Here is a 16,653-nt window from a genome sequence, read left to right on the forward strand (position 1 = left end):
CGGTGTTCAGGCGACACCGTGTTCCAGATTCTCCAGCAGTTTCCCGACGAACAGGCCGGCCCGCGGCGAGATGGTGTCATCGGCCGCAACTGCTGTTGGATGCGCGGCCAGCGTGTCGACGAACCGTTGGCTGTGGGTCATTGCGTGTAACATATCGACCACGTCGACCACTAGTCCCTCGTCGCTGGTGTCCATCCCGGCGTACCGCTCCTTCTCGGCCTCGGAGTAGGTGATTGTCCACGCCGGGCCGCCGGCAGCGGCGACGATATCCTCCAGCGGTGCCACTTCGAGCGGGCCGTCGTCACTCCCGACGTACACCGTTCCGTCCTCGACGAACGTCTCGTATCTGTCCATGGACAGCCCTCAGCGAACGAGTGTGTCAAGGTGTCCCACCACAATAGCCGTTGCCCCGTCTCGGACTGACTGGCAACGATCACGGTCGGCTTCGCCTTCACATCCTACCGTACTCGGGACACTGTCGGTCAGCACAACCGGTTTACAACTGTCGTCTGTCAGTGAGGATATGGTTGAGTTCGGACCACGCGACCGCGAGGCGGTCTACAAGTCCATCTATTCGCGACGGGACATCAGACGATTTGCCGCGGACTCCGTTCCCGAGGACGTACTGGCACGGATCCTCGATGCCGCACACAACGCGCCCAGCGTCGGGTTCTCGCAACCGTGGGATTTTGTCGTGATCGAGGACGAACAGACGAAGTCAGCGGTCGCCGCGATTGCCGAACGGGCGATAGCCGCCGCACGCGAAGGCTACGAGGAGCCGCGCAAATCGGATTTCGGCCAGTTGAAACTGGAGGGGATAACCGATGCCCCGGTGAACATCTGTGTTACCTGTGACCCCACGCGCGATGCGCCACACGTCCTCGGCCGGAATACGATGCAGCGAATGGATGTCTATTCGACGTGTCTCGCCGTACAGAACCTCTGGCTCGCTGCCCGTGCCGAGGGCATCGGTGTCGGCTGGGTCTCGTTTCTGTATCCCCACGAACTCCGTGAGGTGCTGAACATTCCACACCATGTTCAGCCTGTGGCCTACCTCTGTGTCGGCTACCCCGAAGACGGCTTCCCTGCGGAACCGGTACTGCAACAGGAAGGCTGGCGTAGTCGCATCGACAGAACGGAACTGGTCCATTACGGCGAGTGGGACTCCGGTCGGACGCCCGAAACGAAGTCCCAGCGGCGTCGGTAACCGAAGCCGCGTCGGTAGCACACGAGAATTTGAAGCCCGAGCGAGCGAAACCTCGGACTGGCTTCGAACTGTTTGCGTTGCGTCCAGACCTGTTCCACAGTTGATGGGCGTCTGACGGAGAGTTATGGGGTGTGAGCGTCTCCGTTCCGACAGTAACGCATGGCAGAGACCGAACAGATAACTGTCGCGACGACGAGCGCGGGGCCGGGTGGGACCGGGGAGCCGGGCGAGACGGTCAATCTCCCGGTGGTGGAACTGCTCACCGGCCGGGGGTTCATCACCGGCAAGAGCGGGTCCGGGAAGTCGAACACGGCGAGTGTCATCGCCGAGAAACTGCTGGACAACGGGTTCGGCCTGCTTATTGTCGACATCGATGGCGAGTACTACGGCCTGAAAGAGGAGTACGAGATCCTCCACGTTGGCGGTGACGAGGAGTGTGACATTCAGGTCACGGAGGACCACGCCGGCAAGATCGCCTCGCTGGCGCTGGAACAGAACGTCCCCATCATCCTCGACATCTCGTCGTTTCTCGACGAGGAAGAGGCCGAGACGCTGCTGACAGAGGTCGCAAAGCAACTGTTCGCCAAGGCCAAAAAGCAGAAACAGCCGTTCCTGATGCTCGTCGAGGAGTGCCACGAGTGGATGCCCGAGAAGGGGTCGATGGGCGAGGTCGGGAAGATGCTCATCAAAATCGGGAAGCGCGGCCGGAAACACGGGCTTGGCATCGTCGGCATCAGCCAGCGCCCCGCCGACGTGAAGAAAGACTACATCACCCAGTGCGACTGGCTCGTCTGGCATCGCCTGACCTGGAACAACGATACGAAGGTAGTCGGGCGCATCCTCGACAACAAGTACGCCGACGCCGTCGAAGACCTGGACGACGGCGAGGCGTTCATGATGAACGACTGGGCTGAGCAGGTCCGCAGGGTGCAGTTCCACCGCAAGCAGACCTTCGACGCCGGCGCGACGCCCGGCCTCGACGACTTCGAGCGCCCGGAACTCAAGTCCGTCAGCGACGACCTCGTCTCCGAACTGGAGACCATCAGCGAGGAACAACAGGAGACGGAGAACCGCATCAAGGAGCTCCGGGAGGAACTGGACAAGAAGAACTCCCGCATCGCCGAACTGGAGGCGGAACTGCAGGACGCCCGGGACCTCTCGCGGATGGCCGAGCAGTTCACCGAGGCGATGGTGGAGCAGGCTGAGGACTACAACCCCGGACGGACGGAACAGGAGAACATGCGCCGCAAGCGCGAGCGGTTCGCCGACCAATCTCCGTCGGACGGCGACGCAGACGCCGAGGATGAGGCGGACGCCGACGGTCCCCGCGACGAGCCCCCCGAACCAGACGAGACGGCCGATGCCACGTCGGGCGGCGGGTTCGGCGACGCGTTCAGCGCCTTCGCCGCGGACGACGCTGCGATGAACGGCGGCAGCGCCAGTGGCGGCGCGGACGCGACTGGGAGCAGCGCGGACGCTAAATCGGTGTCGGCTGCCAGCAATACGGACGCAGAGCCGGCGTCAAATGGCCACGCTGACAACGCTGCTGTGGCGACGAACGGGGACAGCCCAGACAGCAGTGCGGCGGGCGTACCAGTCAACGGCCGGGCTGAGACGGACATTGCTGAGGCTGACGACGACGCTCTGAGAGCGGCCATCGCCGAGGCCGTCGAAGCTGAGCAGTCGGCGGAGGTGACCGGAGCCACCGACGACGAGATGCCCTCAGATGTCGACGGTCCCGCCGTCTACGCTGACCTTCGAGCCGACATCGAGGAATTGGACCGAAAGACCTGCCGGATGCTCGCGTACTACCGGGAGCAGGGACCCGGGACGCCGCTAAACGCCCACTTCTCGGCGGGCGGCTCCGGCGACCGGACGGCGGCCTACGCGCGGAACAGGGAACTCCGGCTTCGCGGGCTGGTCGAACACGTCGGCCGTGGAAAGTACGACGCCCGGCTGGCGGCACTGGTCCGAGAGGAGAGCGACCGCGGACTCGACGACGACGAGGTCGAGTCGGTGATCTCTCGACTCGAATCGGCGTTTCTGGACGGAGACAGCGAGTGAAAAGTCCGCACTTCGACGACAGCGATTCTACAGCAGCGGTTCGACGAGGTCTTCGAGCGCCGCGCGCGGGTCGTCAGCTTTCGCAACGCCGCTTGCCAGCAGGACGCCGCTCGCGCCGAGGTCGCTCGCCGAGACGAGGTCCTCGCCGGTCGAGATGCCGGCCCCACAGAGCACGTCCACGTCGCCGTTGACGCGGGCGGCGGCGTCGACTGCGCCGGTCACGATGTCCGGGTCGGCCTTGCTGACGGGCGTGCCGGTCCCGATGAGTTCCGGGGGCTCGACGGCGACGCCGTCGGGGTCGAGCGCGGCGGCCGCGCCGATCTGTGCGGGGTTGTTCGCACAGACGATGGTTTCGAGGTCCGCGCGGTCGGCGGCGTCGAGCGCGCCGTCGATGTCCGCGAGCTTGAGGCGGTTCTCGGAGTGGTTCAGCAGCGTCCCGACAGCACCGGCGTCCGCAGCGGCCTCGGCGAGGGTGCTGCCGGTGTGGCTGCCGTGTTCGACGGCGCTGACGTGCTGGGCCCACGTCTCGACACCAGTCTCCGCCACAGCGCCGATCTGTGCGGCCTGTGGCGCGACGGCGACACGGACACCGGAATCGTCGCTGACGTCAGCAGCGGCGGTCGCTACTTCGACTGGATCACACGGGTACGCCTTCAGATTGACAAGGACGAACATACGAAACGCACCGGTTGCTGTGGGGAAATAGGTTGCGAAGCCGCCGTTTGGCGTCCCTACCACTCCGCCTTCGATTCTCCCGAACCACGGCTCGGGGATGACAGTTATTACGGTTCAGCCGAGACAAGAAACGAGACAAGCCGTGACAGCAGGGGATGATGACACACCGACCGTTCTGATAGTCGAGGACGAACAACATCTGGCTGACCTGTACACCGACTATCTGTCCGACCAGTATCACGTCCAGACGGCCTACAGCGGCGAAGAGGGCTTGGAACTGCTGTCGCCCGACATCGATGTCGTGCTGCTCGACCGCCGGATGCCGGTCGTCTCCGGCAACGAAGTGCTTGCACAGATCGAGGAGAAGGGGCTTCGATGCCGCGTCGCGATGGTGACCGCCATCGACCCCGACTTCGACATCATCGAGATGCGCGTCGACGACTACCTCGTCAAGCCTGTCACCCGGGACGACTTGCAGGAGGTCGTCGACCGACTGTACAAAATCCGGGAGTACAACAACCGACTCCGGACGCTCACGTCGAAAAAGCTCAAGCGCAATGTTCTCCGGGTCGAGAAGACCGACCGTGAACTCCAGGACAGCGAACGGTATCAGGCACTGCAGGACGAGATCGAGCGGATCTCGTCGAACGTCGAGTCACTCGCGAACGAACTCGATGTCGAGAAAGACGACCTCCAGCTGTGACCTAGTCCTTTCGTTTCACGACGTCGCCGAGCGTGTACTCGCCGTCACTGCTGCCGCCGGACCACTCCGTTTCGTCAGCGCTACCGCCGGCGCTCAGAGAGATTTCGAGCGCGCTTTCGAGCTTCTTTTGTACGTCGTCGCTGGGCAGCGAGTTGCCCTGTTCGAGCTTCCGGATGAGGCTCGCCTTCTCGTTGAGTTGCTTGGCGAGTTCCTCCTGGCTGAGGCCCTGTGACTCTCGGCCTTTGCGGATCCGGTCGTCGTAATCCTGTGCGATCTCGTCCATCTCGTCGAACATATCTCGGCGGCGGCCACCGGATCCGCCACCACCCGAGGAACTCGATGAGGAGGACGAACTCGACGACGATGACGAGGAGGACGACGTCGAGTACTTCGTCGACGTGGACGACGTCTCCTCCGTCTTGACCTCGGTGCCGAAGTCGGTACACTCGTCACAGACGTCGAGTTCGGCGCCCTCGATTTTGACGCGGTTCGGAGACGAAACCTCCGTTCCGCACATCTCGCACTGAACCATACCGACGGCTTGGACGGGGCGCGGTATAAATGGTGCGCTGGCTACTCCAGCGCGACCATCGCGTGATAGAACCGCTGGACGGCGGTAACGTGCCCAACGACGGCGAACACGACCAGCAACCAGCCGACCAGCGTCAGGCCGGCCAGTGCGGTCGGGACGAACGCCGCGACGCCTGTGACGACACCGACGAGCGCAAGCCGGTCGGCCCGCCCGAGCAGGCCGCCGTAGACGCGGTCGAGGCCGACCGCCTGAGCTTGCGTTCCGAGATAGGAGGTCATCAGGACGCCGGTAACAGCGGCGATGCCGAGCGCCCACTGGCCGACGCCGGCGGCGAGGCCGATGATGATGCCGATATCGGCGTAGCGGTCGAGCACGTGGTCCAGCAGGTCGCCGCCCGAGGACGCGACGTTCAGTTCTCGCGCGAGCGCCCCGTCCACGAGGTCGAGCCAGCCGTTCAGGAAGACGAGAACGGCACCGCCGAGATACAGCAGCGGCTCCCGCGTTGCGGCGGCGTACACCCCACCCGCGCCGAGCGCCAGCAGGAAGGCGATGACGCTGACGCCGTTGGGCGAGAGGCCGGCCACCTTCGCGGCGCTGACGAACGGGCCCAGCGCGCGGTCGGCCAGCGGGCGGAACTTGTCGAGTGTCATAGCCAGTCGATGTAGGAGACAGTGCCCGCGCTCGGCTCGCGCTCGCCAGCCACGACGGCCTGAATCTCTTGTGCCACCGCGTCGGGGTCCCGGTCCGTTGTCTCTATTTCGTAGACGGAATCCACGCCATGCTCTTCTACGGCTTCCCCGAGAATGACGTCGAGCGCTTCTGACTCCGCGTTCTCGTAGGCCTTCGAATCGTCGTCGCCGCGCTCTCGAAGTCGCTCGACGATGGTTTCGGGGTGCGCTCGCAGCACAATCACGCGGTCGGCGTCGAAGTGATGCGCGAGGTGGGATTCGAACAGCACGTCGTCGCGGCCGTCGAGCCACTCGGACAGCCTGTCGAGGTCGGCGACAAGGCTCCCACGGTCTTCGTCGATGCCCGTCGAGAACCCCTCGGCCTTGATGATGTCGTTGAGGTGGAAGACATCGAAGTCTGTGTCGAGGTGTTCCGCTGCCGTGGTCTTGCCCGTCCCCGGCGTGCCAGTAATGGCGACCCTCACGGCTCGACCACCTCGATGACCTCGTTCAGTACCGAGACGGCGCGCTCCGTGTCCTCGCGCGTCCCGCAGGTGATACGGATGCATTCGGGGAGCCCGAACGAGGAGCAGTCGCGGATGATGACGCCCCGTTCCTGGGCGGCGTCCGCGACGGCCGACGCGTCGCCGACCTCCGCGAGAATGAAGTTCCCCGCGCTGTCCCAGGTCGGCGCGTCGAGTTCCTCGGCGAGGTACTCCCGGGCCCACGCGGCAGTATCGACGGAGCGCTCGACGTGCTCGTCGTCGTCGAGCGCCGCCAGCCCGGCCCGGCAGGCGAGTTCGCTGGCTGAAAAGGGCGTGTTGATGCGGGCGTAGGCGTCGGCCCAGTCGTCCGGGACGACCGCGTAGCCAAGGCGAATCCCCGCGAGGCCGTAGGCCTTCGAGAACGTTCGCAGGAGCGCAACGTCGTCGCGGTTGTCCAGTAATGGCCGCTTGCTCGGTTTCTCGGTGAACTCCCCGTAGGCTTCGTCGACGACGACCAGCGTCTGCTCGTCGGTTTCCTCTGCGATAGTCCGGACCGCGTCGGTCGTGAACTCCGCGCCGGTGGGGTTGTGCGGGCTGGTGAGATAGACGATCCGCTCGCCGTCGTAATCTTTCAGGACGGTGTCGGCGGTCTGAGCGAAGTCGTCGGCCTTCGAGAGCGTGTACTCGTTGACCTCGCCGTGGTGATAGCGTGCGCTCATCGCGTAGTACGCGAAGCCCGGTGACGGGACGAGCACGTCCTGGCCGGGTTCGAGCATCGCCCGGGCGAGGCAGTCGAGCGCGCCGTCGCCGCCGTTGCTCAGCCACACCTGTTCGGGCGTTACGTCCCACATATCCGCCAGCTCGTCGACGAGGTCGGCGTGGGAGGCCTTCGGATAGGAGTGCATTCGCTCGGCCGCCCCGCGAATCGCCTCGACGGCTCTCGGGCTCGGCCCGTACATGTTCTCGTTCGACGCCAGCTTCACCATGTCGTCCGGGTCGAGGCCGAGTTCCCGGGCGACTTCCTCGATACCGCGACCTGCCCGATAGACAGTGTGAGCGGAGAGGTCCCGTGGTTCCATGGCTGTGCAAAACGGACGGGGCGGCTTAAGCGTGCTCACATCGGGCGTGGCCGTGGCTTCCCCAGTCAGTGTCGCACAGAAATCCGCTGGCGGCTTCCCGTGAGAAACCCGTCGATGACGGGTACGACACGGAATAGCACGCTCCCCACCGAAACCCTGTCAGTCAGTGGTAATGAGCGTTACGGTGACCCACCGTGCAGCCCCGGGACGCCGTCCCCACCGAAAACGGTAACATACCATAGGTCCTGTTAGCCTGCAATGCCGCTTCTCATCGATATTCGGAAACTCACGCTCATCACCAGACTCATTCAGGATGGGGCCGAGCAGGTCGCTGATTCGCTGGCGACGCTGGCCGGCGTCGACGCGGCCGTTGAGATCAAGAGCCTCTCGTTCGTTCAGCCGGAGGACATCGCCACCGAGATGGGCGGCGGGAATATTTACAGTGCTCGCGTCCGGTTGACAGAGCCGCCGTACGGCGTCTTCCTGATGACGTTCGAGACGGAGACAGCCGCGGAGATTGCGGAGTTAATGACCGGCTCCAGTGTCGACGATGGGTTCACACAGCTCCACGAGTCCGCGCTCCAGGAGATGTGTAACATCCTCACCTCGGGCTTTATCGACGGCATCGCGAACACGCTGGACGCGACCATCAACATGGGGACGCCGACGGTCGTCCAGGACGACGCGACCGAAATCGCCGACAAGGCCCTCTCGCACGTCCGCCGGGACTCGCTGACCATCGTGCTTGACTCGCTGGTCGACATCAAGGAAAGCGACGTGGCGTTCTCGCTTCGTATCTTCCTCATCCCCGACCCCGGCTCGTTCGTCCACCTTATCGACCAACTGGACTACGACACCGACCGCGAAACCCACATCTCCGCCGACACTGACGCGGTCAAGGAACTCGATATGTCGGGTGATGCGGACGCCCTCGATGCCTTTGATTCCTCGAAGTAGCCGGACCAAACCCACGACGTTGAAGAGGGTCGCGTCCAACCGCCGGATATGAGTGTCGTAAACGCGGCTGTCTTCGGGGTACACCTGATATTCGCCGCGCTGTGGGCTGGAACCGTGTTGTTCATGACCTATGCCGTGCTCCCGACGGCGCTGAACGGCGACTCCTCGCCGGGGCCGCTGTCGGCGATTACCGCGAAGCTCCAGACGGTGTCGCGTGCGAGTGCGACGCTCCTGTTTCTGACGGGGGGACATCTGGCAGCGACCCGCTACACCGCTGAGTCGCTGACTGGAACCGGTCGCGGCCACCTCGTCATTACGATGATCGTCCTGTGGTTCATTCTGGCCGGCCTTGTAGAGGTCGGCGCATCGAAGCTCAGCGATGGCTTCGCCCAGCAGAAGGTACGCGAACCGGCCCGGAACGCGCGCCCGTTCCTGCTGGGGGCGTCTCTCGTGTCGATTTTACTTCTGCTTGACGCCGGCGCTATTCTCGGCCTGTACTGAACAGCCGGCATCTCGGTCCCCGGGCTCGACTCACGGACACCTGTATCAGCAGATACAAATCACAATCCAGCATAGCACGACACAATGTGGCCGTGGGGACATCTCGCCGTCGCCTACCTCGTCTACGCTGTGTACACTCGGTTCGACCCGACCCGTCGCCAGACAGCGGCCACGCTGACCGCGCTGGCGGTGGGGTCGCAGTTCCCGGACCTGATCGACAAGCCCTTGGCCTGGACGTTCGGCGTCTTGCCGTCCGGTCGGTCACTGGCACATTCACTGCTCTCACTTCTCTTCATTGCCGTAGTCTTGCACCGGCTCGCCGCGCTGTATCGCAGAACGGACCTTTCGACGGCGTTCACGCTCGGTGCGTTCGCACACACGCTGACGGATATGAGCCCGACGGCGGTGGGCGGGGTACTCGGCGGTGACCTGACACAGCTTCAGTGGCTGCGCTTTCTGGTCTGGCCCCTGCAGCCACCGCCGCCGTACGCCAACGACGCCTCCTTCGTCGAGCAGTTCGCGTCGCTCTCGCTCGAGCCGTACGTCCTGTTTCAGTTCGGGCTGTTCGGCCTTGCCGTCGCCGTGTGGCTCGTCCATGGCGCGCCCGGGCTTCGGTCGGTCACTCGCCGGAGCAAGGCCATGTTCACCGACTTCGCCGATTAAAGCCGCTCGGAAATATGGTCGGCACATTTCAACGCCAGCGCGGCGATGGTCAGCGTCGGGTTCATCGACCCGGCAGTGACGAACACCGACGAGGACGCAATCGAGAGGTTCGCCACGTCGTGAGTCCGTAGCTGTGGGTTCACGACGCTCTCTGCGGGGTCCGTCCCCATCCGCGTCGTCCCCATGTGATGGTACGCCGGGCCGGTGTTTTCCGGCCCGACCGTCCAGGAGACGTCGACGCCGAGTTCGTCCAGAATCGCGTGCTGAATCTCGTTCGCCCGCGAGAGCGACCGCTCCAGCCGGTCGCCCCACGACCACTGGATGTCCGGCACCGGGTTCCCGTGGTCGTCCGTCGTCGAGGTGTCCAGCGTCACGCGGTTCTCCTTCCGCGGCGGCTGGCCGACCAGCCCGCCCATGGCGATGCTGTTGCCGTAGGCGTCCCGCAGACTCGACAGCAGGGTGTCGCCCCACTCCTCGCCTGAGAGGGCGAGTTCGACCGGCGACGGGCCGGCGTAGTTCAGGAACTCCAGTTTCAGCGGCGACAGCGCCCCGTCGGCGGCCTCGACCACCGTCTCGCCGTCCGCGACCCGCTCGACCGGCTGGCCGGGGTCGTCGTAGAACTGGTGGCACTCGCTCGTGAGGAAGCCGACGTGATTCTGGCGCGTCTCGCGGTCGAGCGTGCCGCCAGCGCCGGCAAACAGGTGGTCCATGAAGTAGCGCCCGACCAGCCCGGACCCGTTCGCCAGCCCCTCGGGGTGGTCCTCGTTCGCCGACAGCAGGAGGAGCCGCGGCGTCTCGACGCCGCCCGCCGCGATGACGAACTCGCGGGCCGTCTGTCGGTGTTCGGTCCCGTCCGGCGTCGCGTACACGGCCGCCTCGACGCGCCCGTCGCCGTCGGTTTCCAGGCGCTGGACCGGCGCCCGGTCGATAACTTTGGCCCCTTCGGCTTCGGCGTCTTCGATGTGGACGCTGGCGTCGTATTTCGCTCCGGAGGGACAGACCGGCTGGCAGGTCCCGTAGCCGACGCAGGGGCCTCGGCCGTCGTAGGGCTCTGAATTGCGGGCGTTGGGGACGGAGTGCATCGTGATGCCCAGCTGCTCGCAGGCCTCGGCGAACAGCGAGTCGCTGTACGACGGCGGGAACCCGGGCAAGGGGTACGCGCCGTCACGCGGCGGCGCGAAGGGGTTGTCCACGTCGCCGGCGACCCCAAGCGCCCGCTCGGCGTCGGCGTAGTACGGCCGCAGGTCGTCGTAGTCGATTGGCCACGCGGGGTCGTCGGTGTCGTGGCTCCCGTCGAAATCCGAGGGGTGCAGCCGCATCACCATCCCCTGCCAGTGCAGCGTCGACCCGCCGACGCCTTTGACCCGTGAGATGTTCAGCGGGTAGTACCGCTCGCCGCTCGCACTGAACGCGTCGCGGTCGCCGCCCATTTCCCAGACGGAGCCGTGGTCGCCGGGTCGAATCGTCTCTTCCATCTGCTGCTCTCGTTTCGACCTGTCGAACCGCGGCCCGGCCTCTAGCACCACGACCTTCTGGCCCTCGCTAGCGAGCTGGCTTGCGATGAGTGCCCCTGCCGGCCCGGCTCCGACGACACAGACATCCGCCCGCTCGGACGGCTCCCGGTCCATTTCAGCAGGAGTTAGGCAAGCCTAAACTTATACGTTGGCATCTCAGGTGCTGTGGGCTGTCTGCACACCGGCGCGATGGGGTCTCGTCGTGTGGCAGGTAAGTCATCAGCCCGGCTCCGATCTCAGCGGTGACTGCACGGGCGTGGCGGGAGTGAGCGAAACCGCAGGTTTCGCGAGGGTCGCCACGGCCGCGAGTGTGTTTCGAGCGAATGTGAGAAACCACGAAGCGGGCGTGGCGGGATTCGAACCACGGTCGGACGTGCTCGCTTCGCTGCGCGCGACCTCCCTGATTAGAATCCCGCCATGCCGGTTCGCTCCCTTCGGTCGCTGCACGGGCGTGGCGGGATTCGAACCCGCGTTCTAGGGGTTAGGAACCCCTCGCCCTGGTCCACTAGGCCACACGCCCTACCGAGTGGTTGATTGACCGGCGAAAAATCCTTTCGTTATCACTAGCGCCCGCTGATAACGGAGAAGTGGTCGAGATTACGTCTCGGTTTCCGTCGCCGTCTCGGTCGACTCGGTCGAGTCCACAGTGGGCGCGTCGGTCCCTTCTGCAGCGCCGCCCTCACGCATCTCTTCGAGTTCCTGTTCGACTTCTTCTCGCCCCTTCTGGAACTCGCCCATGGCTTCGCCGGTCGACCGCGCCAGTTTTGGAATCTTGTTCGCCCCGAACAGCAGGACGGCGATGAGGAGGATGACCATCATCTCCGTCGTCCCGGGCATTCCCGGGAACAGTACTCCGGATGTCCCTAACATTGTGTCCGAAGGTTACGTGGTTGCTATTATAACCTTTTTGCTCAGGATGGCCTGCTGGGTGATTCACCGCCGTCGGGACTGTGTTGGGGCGCTGTATCGGCCTCTTGGCAACAAAACGAGAACACAACTGAGACAGACTTGAGCAGCCTGTGGCAGTGGCCTCGCCGGGGACTGCCGACGAGGCTCGACGTCAGGGGGTTGTGGATCGGACGGAGCGCCACGAGGCACCAGGTTTCCGACTGTTCCATCTCGATGGGCTGGGAACTCAACAGCGAGACCACACCGTGAGCAGCGGACTCCGCCGCCCGGGGATATAACTACTGTCGGGCGCTCAGAGATACCAGATGCCGGCTGATAGCCACACGATGGAAGTCAGGAGCGGACAGGAGGTAACGATTCGACCGATCAAACCCGTCGGGGAGGACGTCGTTCGGGTCGACATTGAGGCCGATGGGGTGTGGCGGCTCGATATCACGCGCGAGGGCGAGATTGCGGATGTCGTCACGACCCGGGACGCAGACGGGACACTCGCGGACCGCGAGCTCCCGGAGTGGATCGACGAGGTCACGGCGAAGTTCGCACAGTTCTGACAGCCGCTGTACTCGCCCGGGTCGGAAAGGGTTTTACCTGCCACGACCCAGGTCGCCACTATGGTATCAGTCGGCGACGCTGCGCCCGATTTCACGGCACCGATAGCAAATGGCGATATCGACGAGATAACACTGTCCGAGGCGGTCGCGGACGGCCCTGTCGTCCTCGCGTTCTTCCCGGGGGCGTTCACCAGCGTCTGCAGCCACGAAATGAACACGTTCCAGGACCGACTGGATGAACTCACCGATGCGGGAGCGACGCTGTACGGCGTCAGCATCGACACGCCGTTCTCACAGAACGCGTTCCGTGACGAACTGGGACTCGAATTCGACCTCGTGAGTGACTCCGGGCGGGAGATAGTCGACGCCTACGACATCTCGATGGACTTCGAGGCACTCGGCGTTCCGAACGTCGCCAAGCGGGCTGTCTTCGTTATCGACGAGAACCAGGAAGTCACGTACGCCTGGGTCAGCGACGACCCTGGTGTCGAACCGGACTACGACGAAGTTATCGACGCCGCCACCTGAGCGGTGGGGGATTTTTCGCGGTGGGCCGTCTGGGTAGTCGTATGAGCGTCGACAGAGACGATACCGGCGGCCGTATCTACGACCCCGAAGCGGACCATGCGTTCCCGGACGGACGACTGAACGCGGTTCTAGACACGATCACGACTGACGAGGAGATTCAAGCGTATCTCGAGGCCCAGAACATCAATCCCGTCGCGCGCAAGCGGTACAACGACCACGGCGCGAAACACATCGGCATTGTCCGAAATCGAGCGCTGTGCCTGTACGACCTCCTCAAGCAGGGGGGCGTCGAGTTCAACGGCGCGGCAGACCACGGCCTCGACGAGGCAGACGAGGCCGTCATCATCGCATTCGCAACGACGCTGCATGACATCGGACACGTCGTCCACCGCGACTCACATCCGTATTATTCGATTCCGCTTGCGGCCGACATCCTTGATGACATCCTCCCGGAGTTCTACGACATCCGTCAGGCGGTACAAATAAAAGGTGAGGTCCTCCATGCGATTCTCTGCCACCACACCGAAGAAAACCCGCTGACGCTGGAAGCCGGCGTTGTTCGGGTCGCTGACGCGCTGGACATGGAGCGTGGCCGGTCGCGGATTCCGTACAAGCGCGGCGGCCGCGGCATCGACACCGTCTCCAGCCAGGCCATCGAGACGGTGACGCTGACCACGGGCGATGACTACCCCGTCCTCGTTGAAATCGCGATGAACAACGCGGCCGGCGTCTATCAGGTCGATAATCTGTTGAAAGCCAAACTGAAAGACTCCGGTCTGGAGGAACACGTCCGCATCGTAGCGCTCAACACCCGAGAGGACGGCAACCAGATCGTCGAACGAATCGAGCTCTAATCCGGATCGACACAACGGTTTTGTACCGTGGTTCCCTAGCTATGACCATGAGTCTCACACCCATGGATGAGCCACGGGGTGCCCGGGGCAACACGGATGACGGCGACGTGCCGTCGCCCTCGCTTCTGGACCGGGTCAGGTACCGCGTGCGCTCAGCCATTGAGACCATTTCAGTTGGGGAGCGATGCTCTGCGTGGCTTGATAGACGTGGTCGAGACAAACCACAGTCACAGATTCACACCGATGGGTTCGCTGACGATGTCGTTGCGCCGCCGGAGTGCCCGTCGATCAGCGACCTGCCGACGCGGTCACGACCATTTACATACCCGACGCGGAATCACACGGAGAGCAACACTGTCGACCTGATCGCAGTTGAGGGCGGAGACCAGCTCACGATGACGCACCCAGACAACTCGGACGCGAAAATAACATCTGATATGTGGATGGACGTCGAGCAGTAACCGCAGAACACCACCTCCTTTTTAATCCGGCATTGCCACTCCCCGCTCACTGGAATGGTTTCAGATCGCTTCGGATAGTGAAGCTGTAACCCGTTCTTTGCCTGTGTAGAACTCGTTATTGTGTACTGTTATTATGTGTGACTAATTGTGGATATATAACGCTGAGCGCGCGGTTATTATCGATTTTGATGCCTCGGGCGAGAACCTTTTTTAAACCCAATGGCTTGACCGGGTATGGCTGGCATTGGCCCATTCGGAACACTGGAAGTTGTAGGTCTGCTCGTTGCAGTAATCGGCTTAGTACCCGTTCTCTCACAATACCGGGAGGAAACTCGGTGGTTCACTGCCGGGTATGTCCTCCTTGTGGTTGGCATGGTCGCAACGAATCTTGAAGCGGTCGTTCTCGGTGACGTCCTAAATTTCGTTGAGCACGGCGTCGGAATCGGTGTTGCCGGACTTACCTTCTTCCTGGCCGCCTATCTTCGTCGGGAAAACCGGATCAAGACTGAGGGATAACGATGGTCGGAATTGCACCTATCTTTGATGGGCTGGGCGCGCTGGGGTTTATTGCTGCGACGGCGCTCGGCTGGCTCAATTATCGAGACACGGAGGCTGAATCGGCCTTCTGGCTGACGTTCAGCTTCGCATCTACGCTTGGTGCTGTCTGGACATTCAGCCTTATGCTGGAGAAGGCCGGCATCTACGAGGAGGTGTTCAATCTGGCAACGGGGCCGTTGATGACAGCAACAGTTGCTGTCTTCGCAATCGGGGGCACAGCGACTCTCTCGCTGGTCACAGAGATGCAGGAACTGGTCGACGAGGCAGAGACGAAACGACAGGAAGCAGAGAAAGCGAAACAGAAAGCGGAGGAACAGCGCAAGCAGGCGAAAGACGCACAGCGCGAATCTGAGGAGGCGCGCGCAGAAATTGAGGAACGCGAGGCGGAGCTCGAGCAGCTGACCACGGAGCTTGAATCAACTGCCACGTCATACGGTCAGGCGATGGAACGAGCAGCCGCCGGGGACCTTACTGTCCGGGTAGATGCGGACAGCCAGAACGATGCGATGGCAAGAATCGGGTCGGGGTTTAATTCGATGATGGACGAACTCCAGACCGTTATCGCCGAGATTCAATCGTTTGCACAGCAGGTTGATACGGAAAGCACAGAAGTCACGGGCGGTGCCTCGGATATCCGGTCCGCCAGCGCAGAAGTCGCGGAGAGCACTGAAGAGATTTCGGCCGGAACAGAAACACAGAGCGAGAAAATCAACGAAGCGAGCAGCGAGATGAGCGACTTATCGGCGACGATTGAAGAGATCGCCTCCTCATCAGAAGAAGTCGCTACCCAGTCACAGCAGGCCGTAGAACTGGGTCAGGAAGGCGAAAAAGCGGCCGAAACAGCCGTCGACAAGATGGCTACGCTTGAAGCCCGGACTGACGAAACTGTCTCAGAGGTGGCAAACCTCCAGAACGCTGTCGAGCGAATCGAAGAGGTCGTGAACCTGATAAACGACATCGCGGAACAGACGAACATGCTCGCCCTCAATGCGTCAATTGAGGCTGCGCGTGCCGGCGAAGCGGGTGAAGGATTTGCTGTTGTCGCATCCGAAATCAAATCGCTTGCCGGTGAGACCGCCGACGCAACTCAGGAAGTCGAAACGCTCATTGAGGGCATCGAAAACTCGACCGAAAGTGTCGCCGACGATATCTATGACACGCAGTCAGAGGTCGAGGAAACGCGTGAGACAATCGACGAGACAGCCACCGTACTGAACCGGATTGTCACCGAGGTTGAGGAGGCCAGCAGCGCGATCCAGTCGATCAGTCAGGCCACCGACCAGCAGGCTGATTCCGGACAGAAGGTCGTCACGATGCTGGACGAGGTAACATCGATCAGCGACCGGACGGCCGACCAAGCACAGGAAGTCTCGGCGGCGACGGAGGAGCAGACCGCGACGATTCAGGAAATCGCGACCAGCGCTGAGTCGCTGTCGGACAGTGCAGATCGACTCCTCTCTCTCGTCGCACAATTTGACGTTCAGGAGCAACAGGCCCGGCCGGGGACTGTGAGTGCGGAGGTGACGACGGACTAACTGAGCGCCGACGGCTACAGATCGTACCGCGCGATAGCACTGGAGTCACAGATCGGGCAGGTCGTCGCGTCCGTTTCGAGGGTCGTTCCACAGCGTCGACACTCCAGATGTGACTGCTGTCGAGCCCCTACGACCCGGCGTAATCGCTCCATCATATTGCCAGACAGGACACCAAGACTCATATCATCAGTCAATCCACGGTGAAAGTG

20 protein-coding genes and 1 tRNA gene are annotated in these 16,653 nt (G+C 63.0%); 12 read left to right on the forward strand and 9 right to left on the reverse strand.

Annotated features, from left to right (window positions below; translation table 11 throughout):
• Nucleotides 1–6: 6 nt before the first annotated feature.
• Nucleotides 7–354, reverse strand: coding sequence for a hypothetical protein (locus BVU17_05390; protein ID AUG46985.1), 348 nt, complete (start codon nt 352–354; stop codon nt 7–9).
• Nucleotides 355–523: 169 nt separating this feature from the next.
• Between BVU17_05390 and BVU17_05395 the strand changes: the two genes are divergently transcribed.
• Both BVU17_05395 and BVU17_05400 read left to right on the forward strand, forming a co-directional pair.
• Entirely contained in the window at nt 524–1,207 is a 684-nt protein-coding gene (locus BVU17_05395) for a 5,6-dimethylbenzimidazole synthase (GenBank protein ID AUG46986.1), read from the forward strand.
• A gap of 159 nt (nt 1,208–1,366) precedes the next feature.
• A complete protein-coding gene (locus BVU17_05400) occupies nt 1,367–3,271 on the forward strand; it encodes an ATPase (GenBank protein ID AUG46987.1) in 1,905 nt (634 codons plus the stop codon).
• Between the two features lie 27 nt (nt 3,272–3,298).
• Here the strand turns inward: BVU17_05400 and BVU17_05405 are convergent, their stop codons facing one another.
• On the reverse strand, nt 3,299–3,946 hold the full coding sequence (locus BVU17_05405) for a triose-phosphate isomerase (protein ID AUG46988.1): 648 nt from the start codon (nt 3,944–3,946) through the stop codon (nt 3,299–3,301).
• Between the two features lie 97 nt (nt 3,947–4,043).
• Here BVU17_05405 and BVU17_05410 point away from each other — a divergent pair, with 97 nt between their 5' ends.
• Nucleotides 4,044–4,649: a HoxA transcriptional regulator gene (locus BVU17_05410; GenBank protein ID AUG46989.1), complete on the forward strand. Its 606-nt coding sequence runs from the start codon at nt 4,044–4,046 to the stop codon at nt 4,647–4,649.
• A 1-nt stretch (nt 4,650) separates the two neighbouring features.
• Here BVU17_05410 and BVU17_05415 read toward each other — a convergent pair whose 3' ends face one another.
• From BVU17_05415 to BVU17_05430, 4 genes are read right to left on the reverse strand one after another with little or no spacing between them, the layout of a single operon-like run.
• Nucleotides 4,651–5,181, reverse strand: coding sequence for a transcriptional regulator (locus BVU17_05415; GenBank protein AUG46990.1), 531 nt, complete (start codon nt 5,179–5,181; stop codon nt 4,651–4,653).
• Between the two features lie 41 nt (nt 5,182–5,222).
• A complete protein-coding gene (locus BVU17_05420) occupies nt 5,223–5,831 on the reverse strand; it encodes a CDP-diacylglycerol--glycerol-3-phosphate 3-phosphatidyltransferase (GenBank protein ID AUG46991.1) in 609 nt (202 codons plus the stop codon).
• Entirely contained in the window at nt 5,828–6,334 is a 507-nt protein-coding gene (locus BVU17_05425; protein ID AUG46992.1) for an adenylate kinase, read from the reverse strand. The genes BVU17_05420 and BVU17_05425 overlap by 4 nt, the downstream gene beginning before the upstream one ends.
• Nucleotides 6,331–7,413 (reverse strand): histidinol-phosphate transaminase, encoded by a 1,083-nt coding sequence (locus tag BVU17_05430; GenBank protein ID AUG46993.1) that lies wholly within the window; start codon nt 7,411–7,413, stop codon nt 6,331–6,333. The genes BVU17_05425 and BVU17_05430 overlap by 4 nt, the downstream gene beginning before the upstream one ends.
• 258 nt (nt 7,414–7,671) lie before the next feature.
• Here BVU17_05430 and BVU17_05435 point away from each other — a divergent pair, with 258 nt between their 5' ends.
• From BVU17_05435 to BVU17_05445, 3 genes are all read left to right on the forward strand, one after another.
• Nucleotides 7,672–8,370, forward strand: coding sequence for a chemotaxis protein CheC (locus BVU17_05435; GenBank protein ID AUG46994.1), 699 nt, complete (start codon nt 7,672–7,674; stop codon nt 8,368–8,370).
• A 48-nt stretch (nt 8,371–8,418) separates the two neighbouring features.
• The gene (locus tag BVU17_05440; GenBank protein AUG46995.1) at nt 8,419–8,871 is read left to right on the forward strand and encodes a transporter; all 453 of its coding nucleotides are present in this window, start codon (nt 8,419–8,421) and stop codon (nt 8,869–8,871) included.
• Nucleotides 8,872–8,955: 84 nt separating this feature from the next.
• Nucleotides 8,956–9,534 carry a metal-dependent hydrolase gene (locus BVU17_05445; protein AUG46996.1) on the forward strand — a complete coding sequence of 193 codons (579 nt, stop codon included), beginning with the start codon at nt 8,956–8,958 and terminating at the stop codon, nt 9,532–9,534.
• Here BVU17_05445 and BVU17_05450 read toward each other — a convergent pair.
• From BVU17_05450 to BVU17_05460, 3 genes are all read right to left on the reverse strand, one after another.
• Nucleotides 9,531–11,162: a GMC family oxidoreductase gene (locus tag BVU17_05450; protein ID AUG46997.1), complete on the reverse strand. Its 1,632-nt coding sequence runs from the start codon at nt 11,160–11,162 to the stop codon at nt 9,531–9,533. The genes BVU17_05445 and BVU17_05450 overlap by 4 nt on opposite strands.
• Before the next feature lie 332 nt (nt 11,163–11,494).
• Nucleotides 11,495–11,568 (reverse strand) — tRNA-Arg (locus BVU17_05455).
• A 77-nt stretch (nt 11,569–11,645) separates the two neighbouring features.
• Nucleotides 11,646–11,885: a preprotein translocase subunit TatA gene (locus BVU17_05460; protein AUG46998.1), complete on the reverse strand. Its 240-nt coding sequence runs from the start codon at nt 11,883–11,885 to the stop codon at nt 11,646–11,648.
• Between the two features lie 377 nt (nt 11,886–12,262).
• On the opposite strand from BVU17_05460, the gene BVU17_05465 reads away from it, so the two are divergent.
• The 6 genes from BVU17_05465 (at nt 12,263) to BVU17_05490 (ending at nt 16,444) form a co-directional block, all read left to right on the forward strand.
• Nucleotides 12,263–12,508, forward strand: a complete 246-nt coding sequence (locus tag BVU17_05465) for a hypothetical protein (protein AUG46999.1) — start codon at nt 12,263–12,265, stop codon at nt 12,506–12,508.
• A 60-nt stretch (nt 12,509–12,568) separates the two neighbouring features.
• Nucleotides 12,569–13,036, forward strand: coding sequence for a peroxiredoxin (locus BVU17_05470; protein AUG47000.1), 468 nt, complete (start codon nt 12,569–12,571; stop codon nt 13,034–13,036).
• 41 nt (nt 13,037–13,077) lie between these two features.
• Nucleotides 13,078–13,890, forward strand: a complete 813-nt coding sequence (locus BVU17_05475; protein ID AUG47001.1) for a phosphohydrolase — start codon at nt 13,078–13,080, stop codon at nt 13,888–13,890.
• A 62-nt stretch (nt 13,891–13,952) separates the two neighbouring features.
• A complete protein-coding gene (locus BVU17_05480; GenBank protein AUG48840.1) occupies nt 13,953–14,351 on the forward strand; it encodes a hypothetical protein in 399 nt (132 codons plus the stop codon).
• 234 nt (nt 14,352–14,585) lie between these two features.
• Nucleotides 14,586–14,867, forward strand: a complete 282-nt coding sequence (locus BVU17_05485; GenBank protein ID AUG47002.1) for a hypothetical protein — start codon at nt 14,586–14,588, stop codon at nt 14,865–14,867.
• A 2-nt stretch (nt 14,868–14,869) separates the two neighbouring features.
• Nucleotides 14,870–16,444, forward strand: coding sequence for a chemotaxis protein (locus BVU17_05490; protein ID AUG47003.1), 1,575 nt, complete (start codon nt 14,870–14,872; stop codon nt 16,442–16,444).
• Nucleotides 16,445–16,653: the final 209 nt, after the last annotated feature.

It is taken from the genome of Haloarcula taiwanensis, from assembly GCA_002844335.1.
Lineage (GTDB): Archaea > Halobacteriota > Halobacteria > Halobacteriales > Haloarculaceae > Haloarcula > Haloarcula taiwanensis.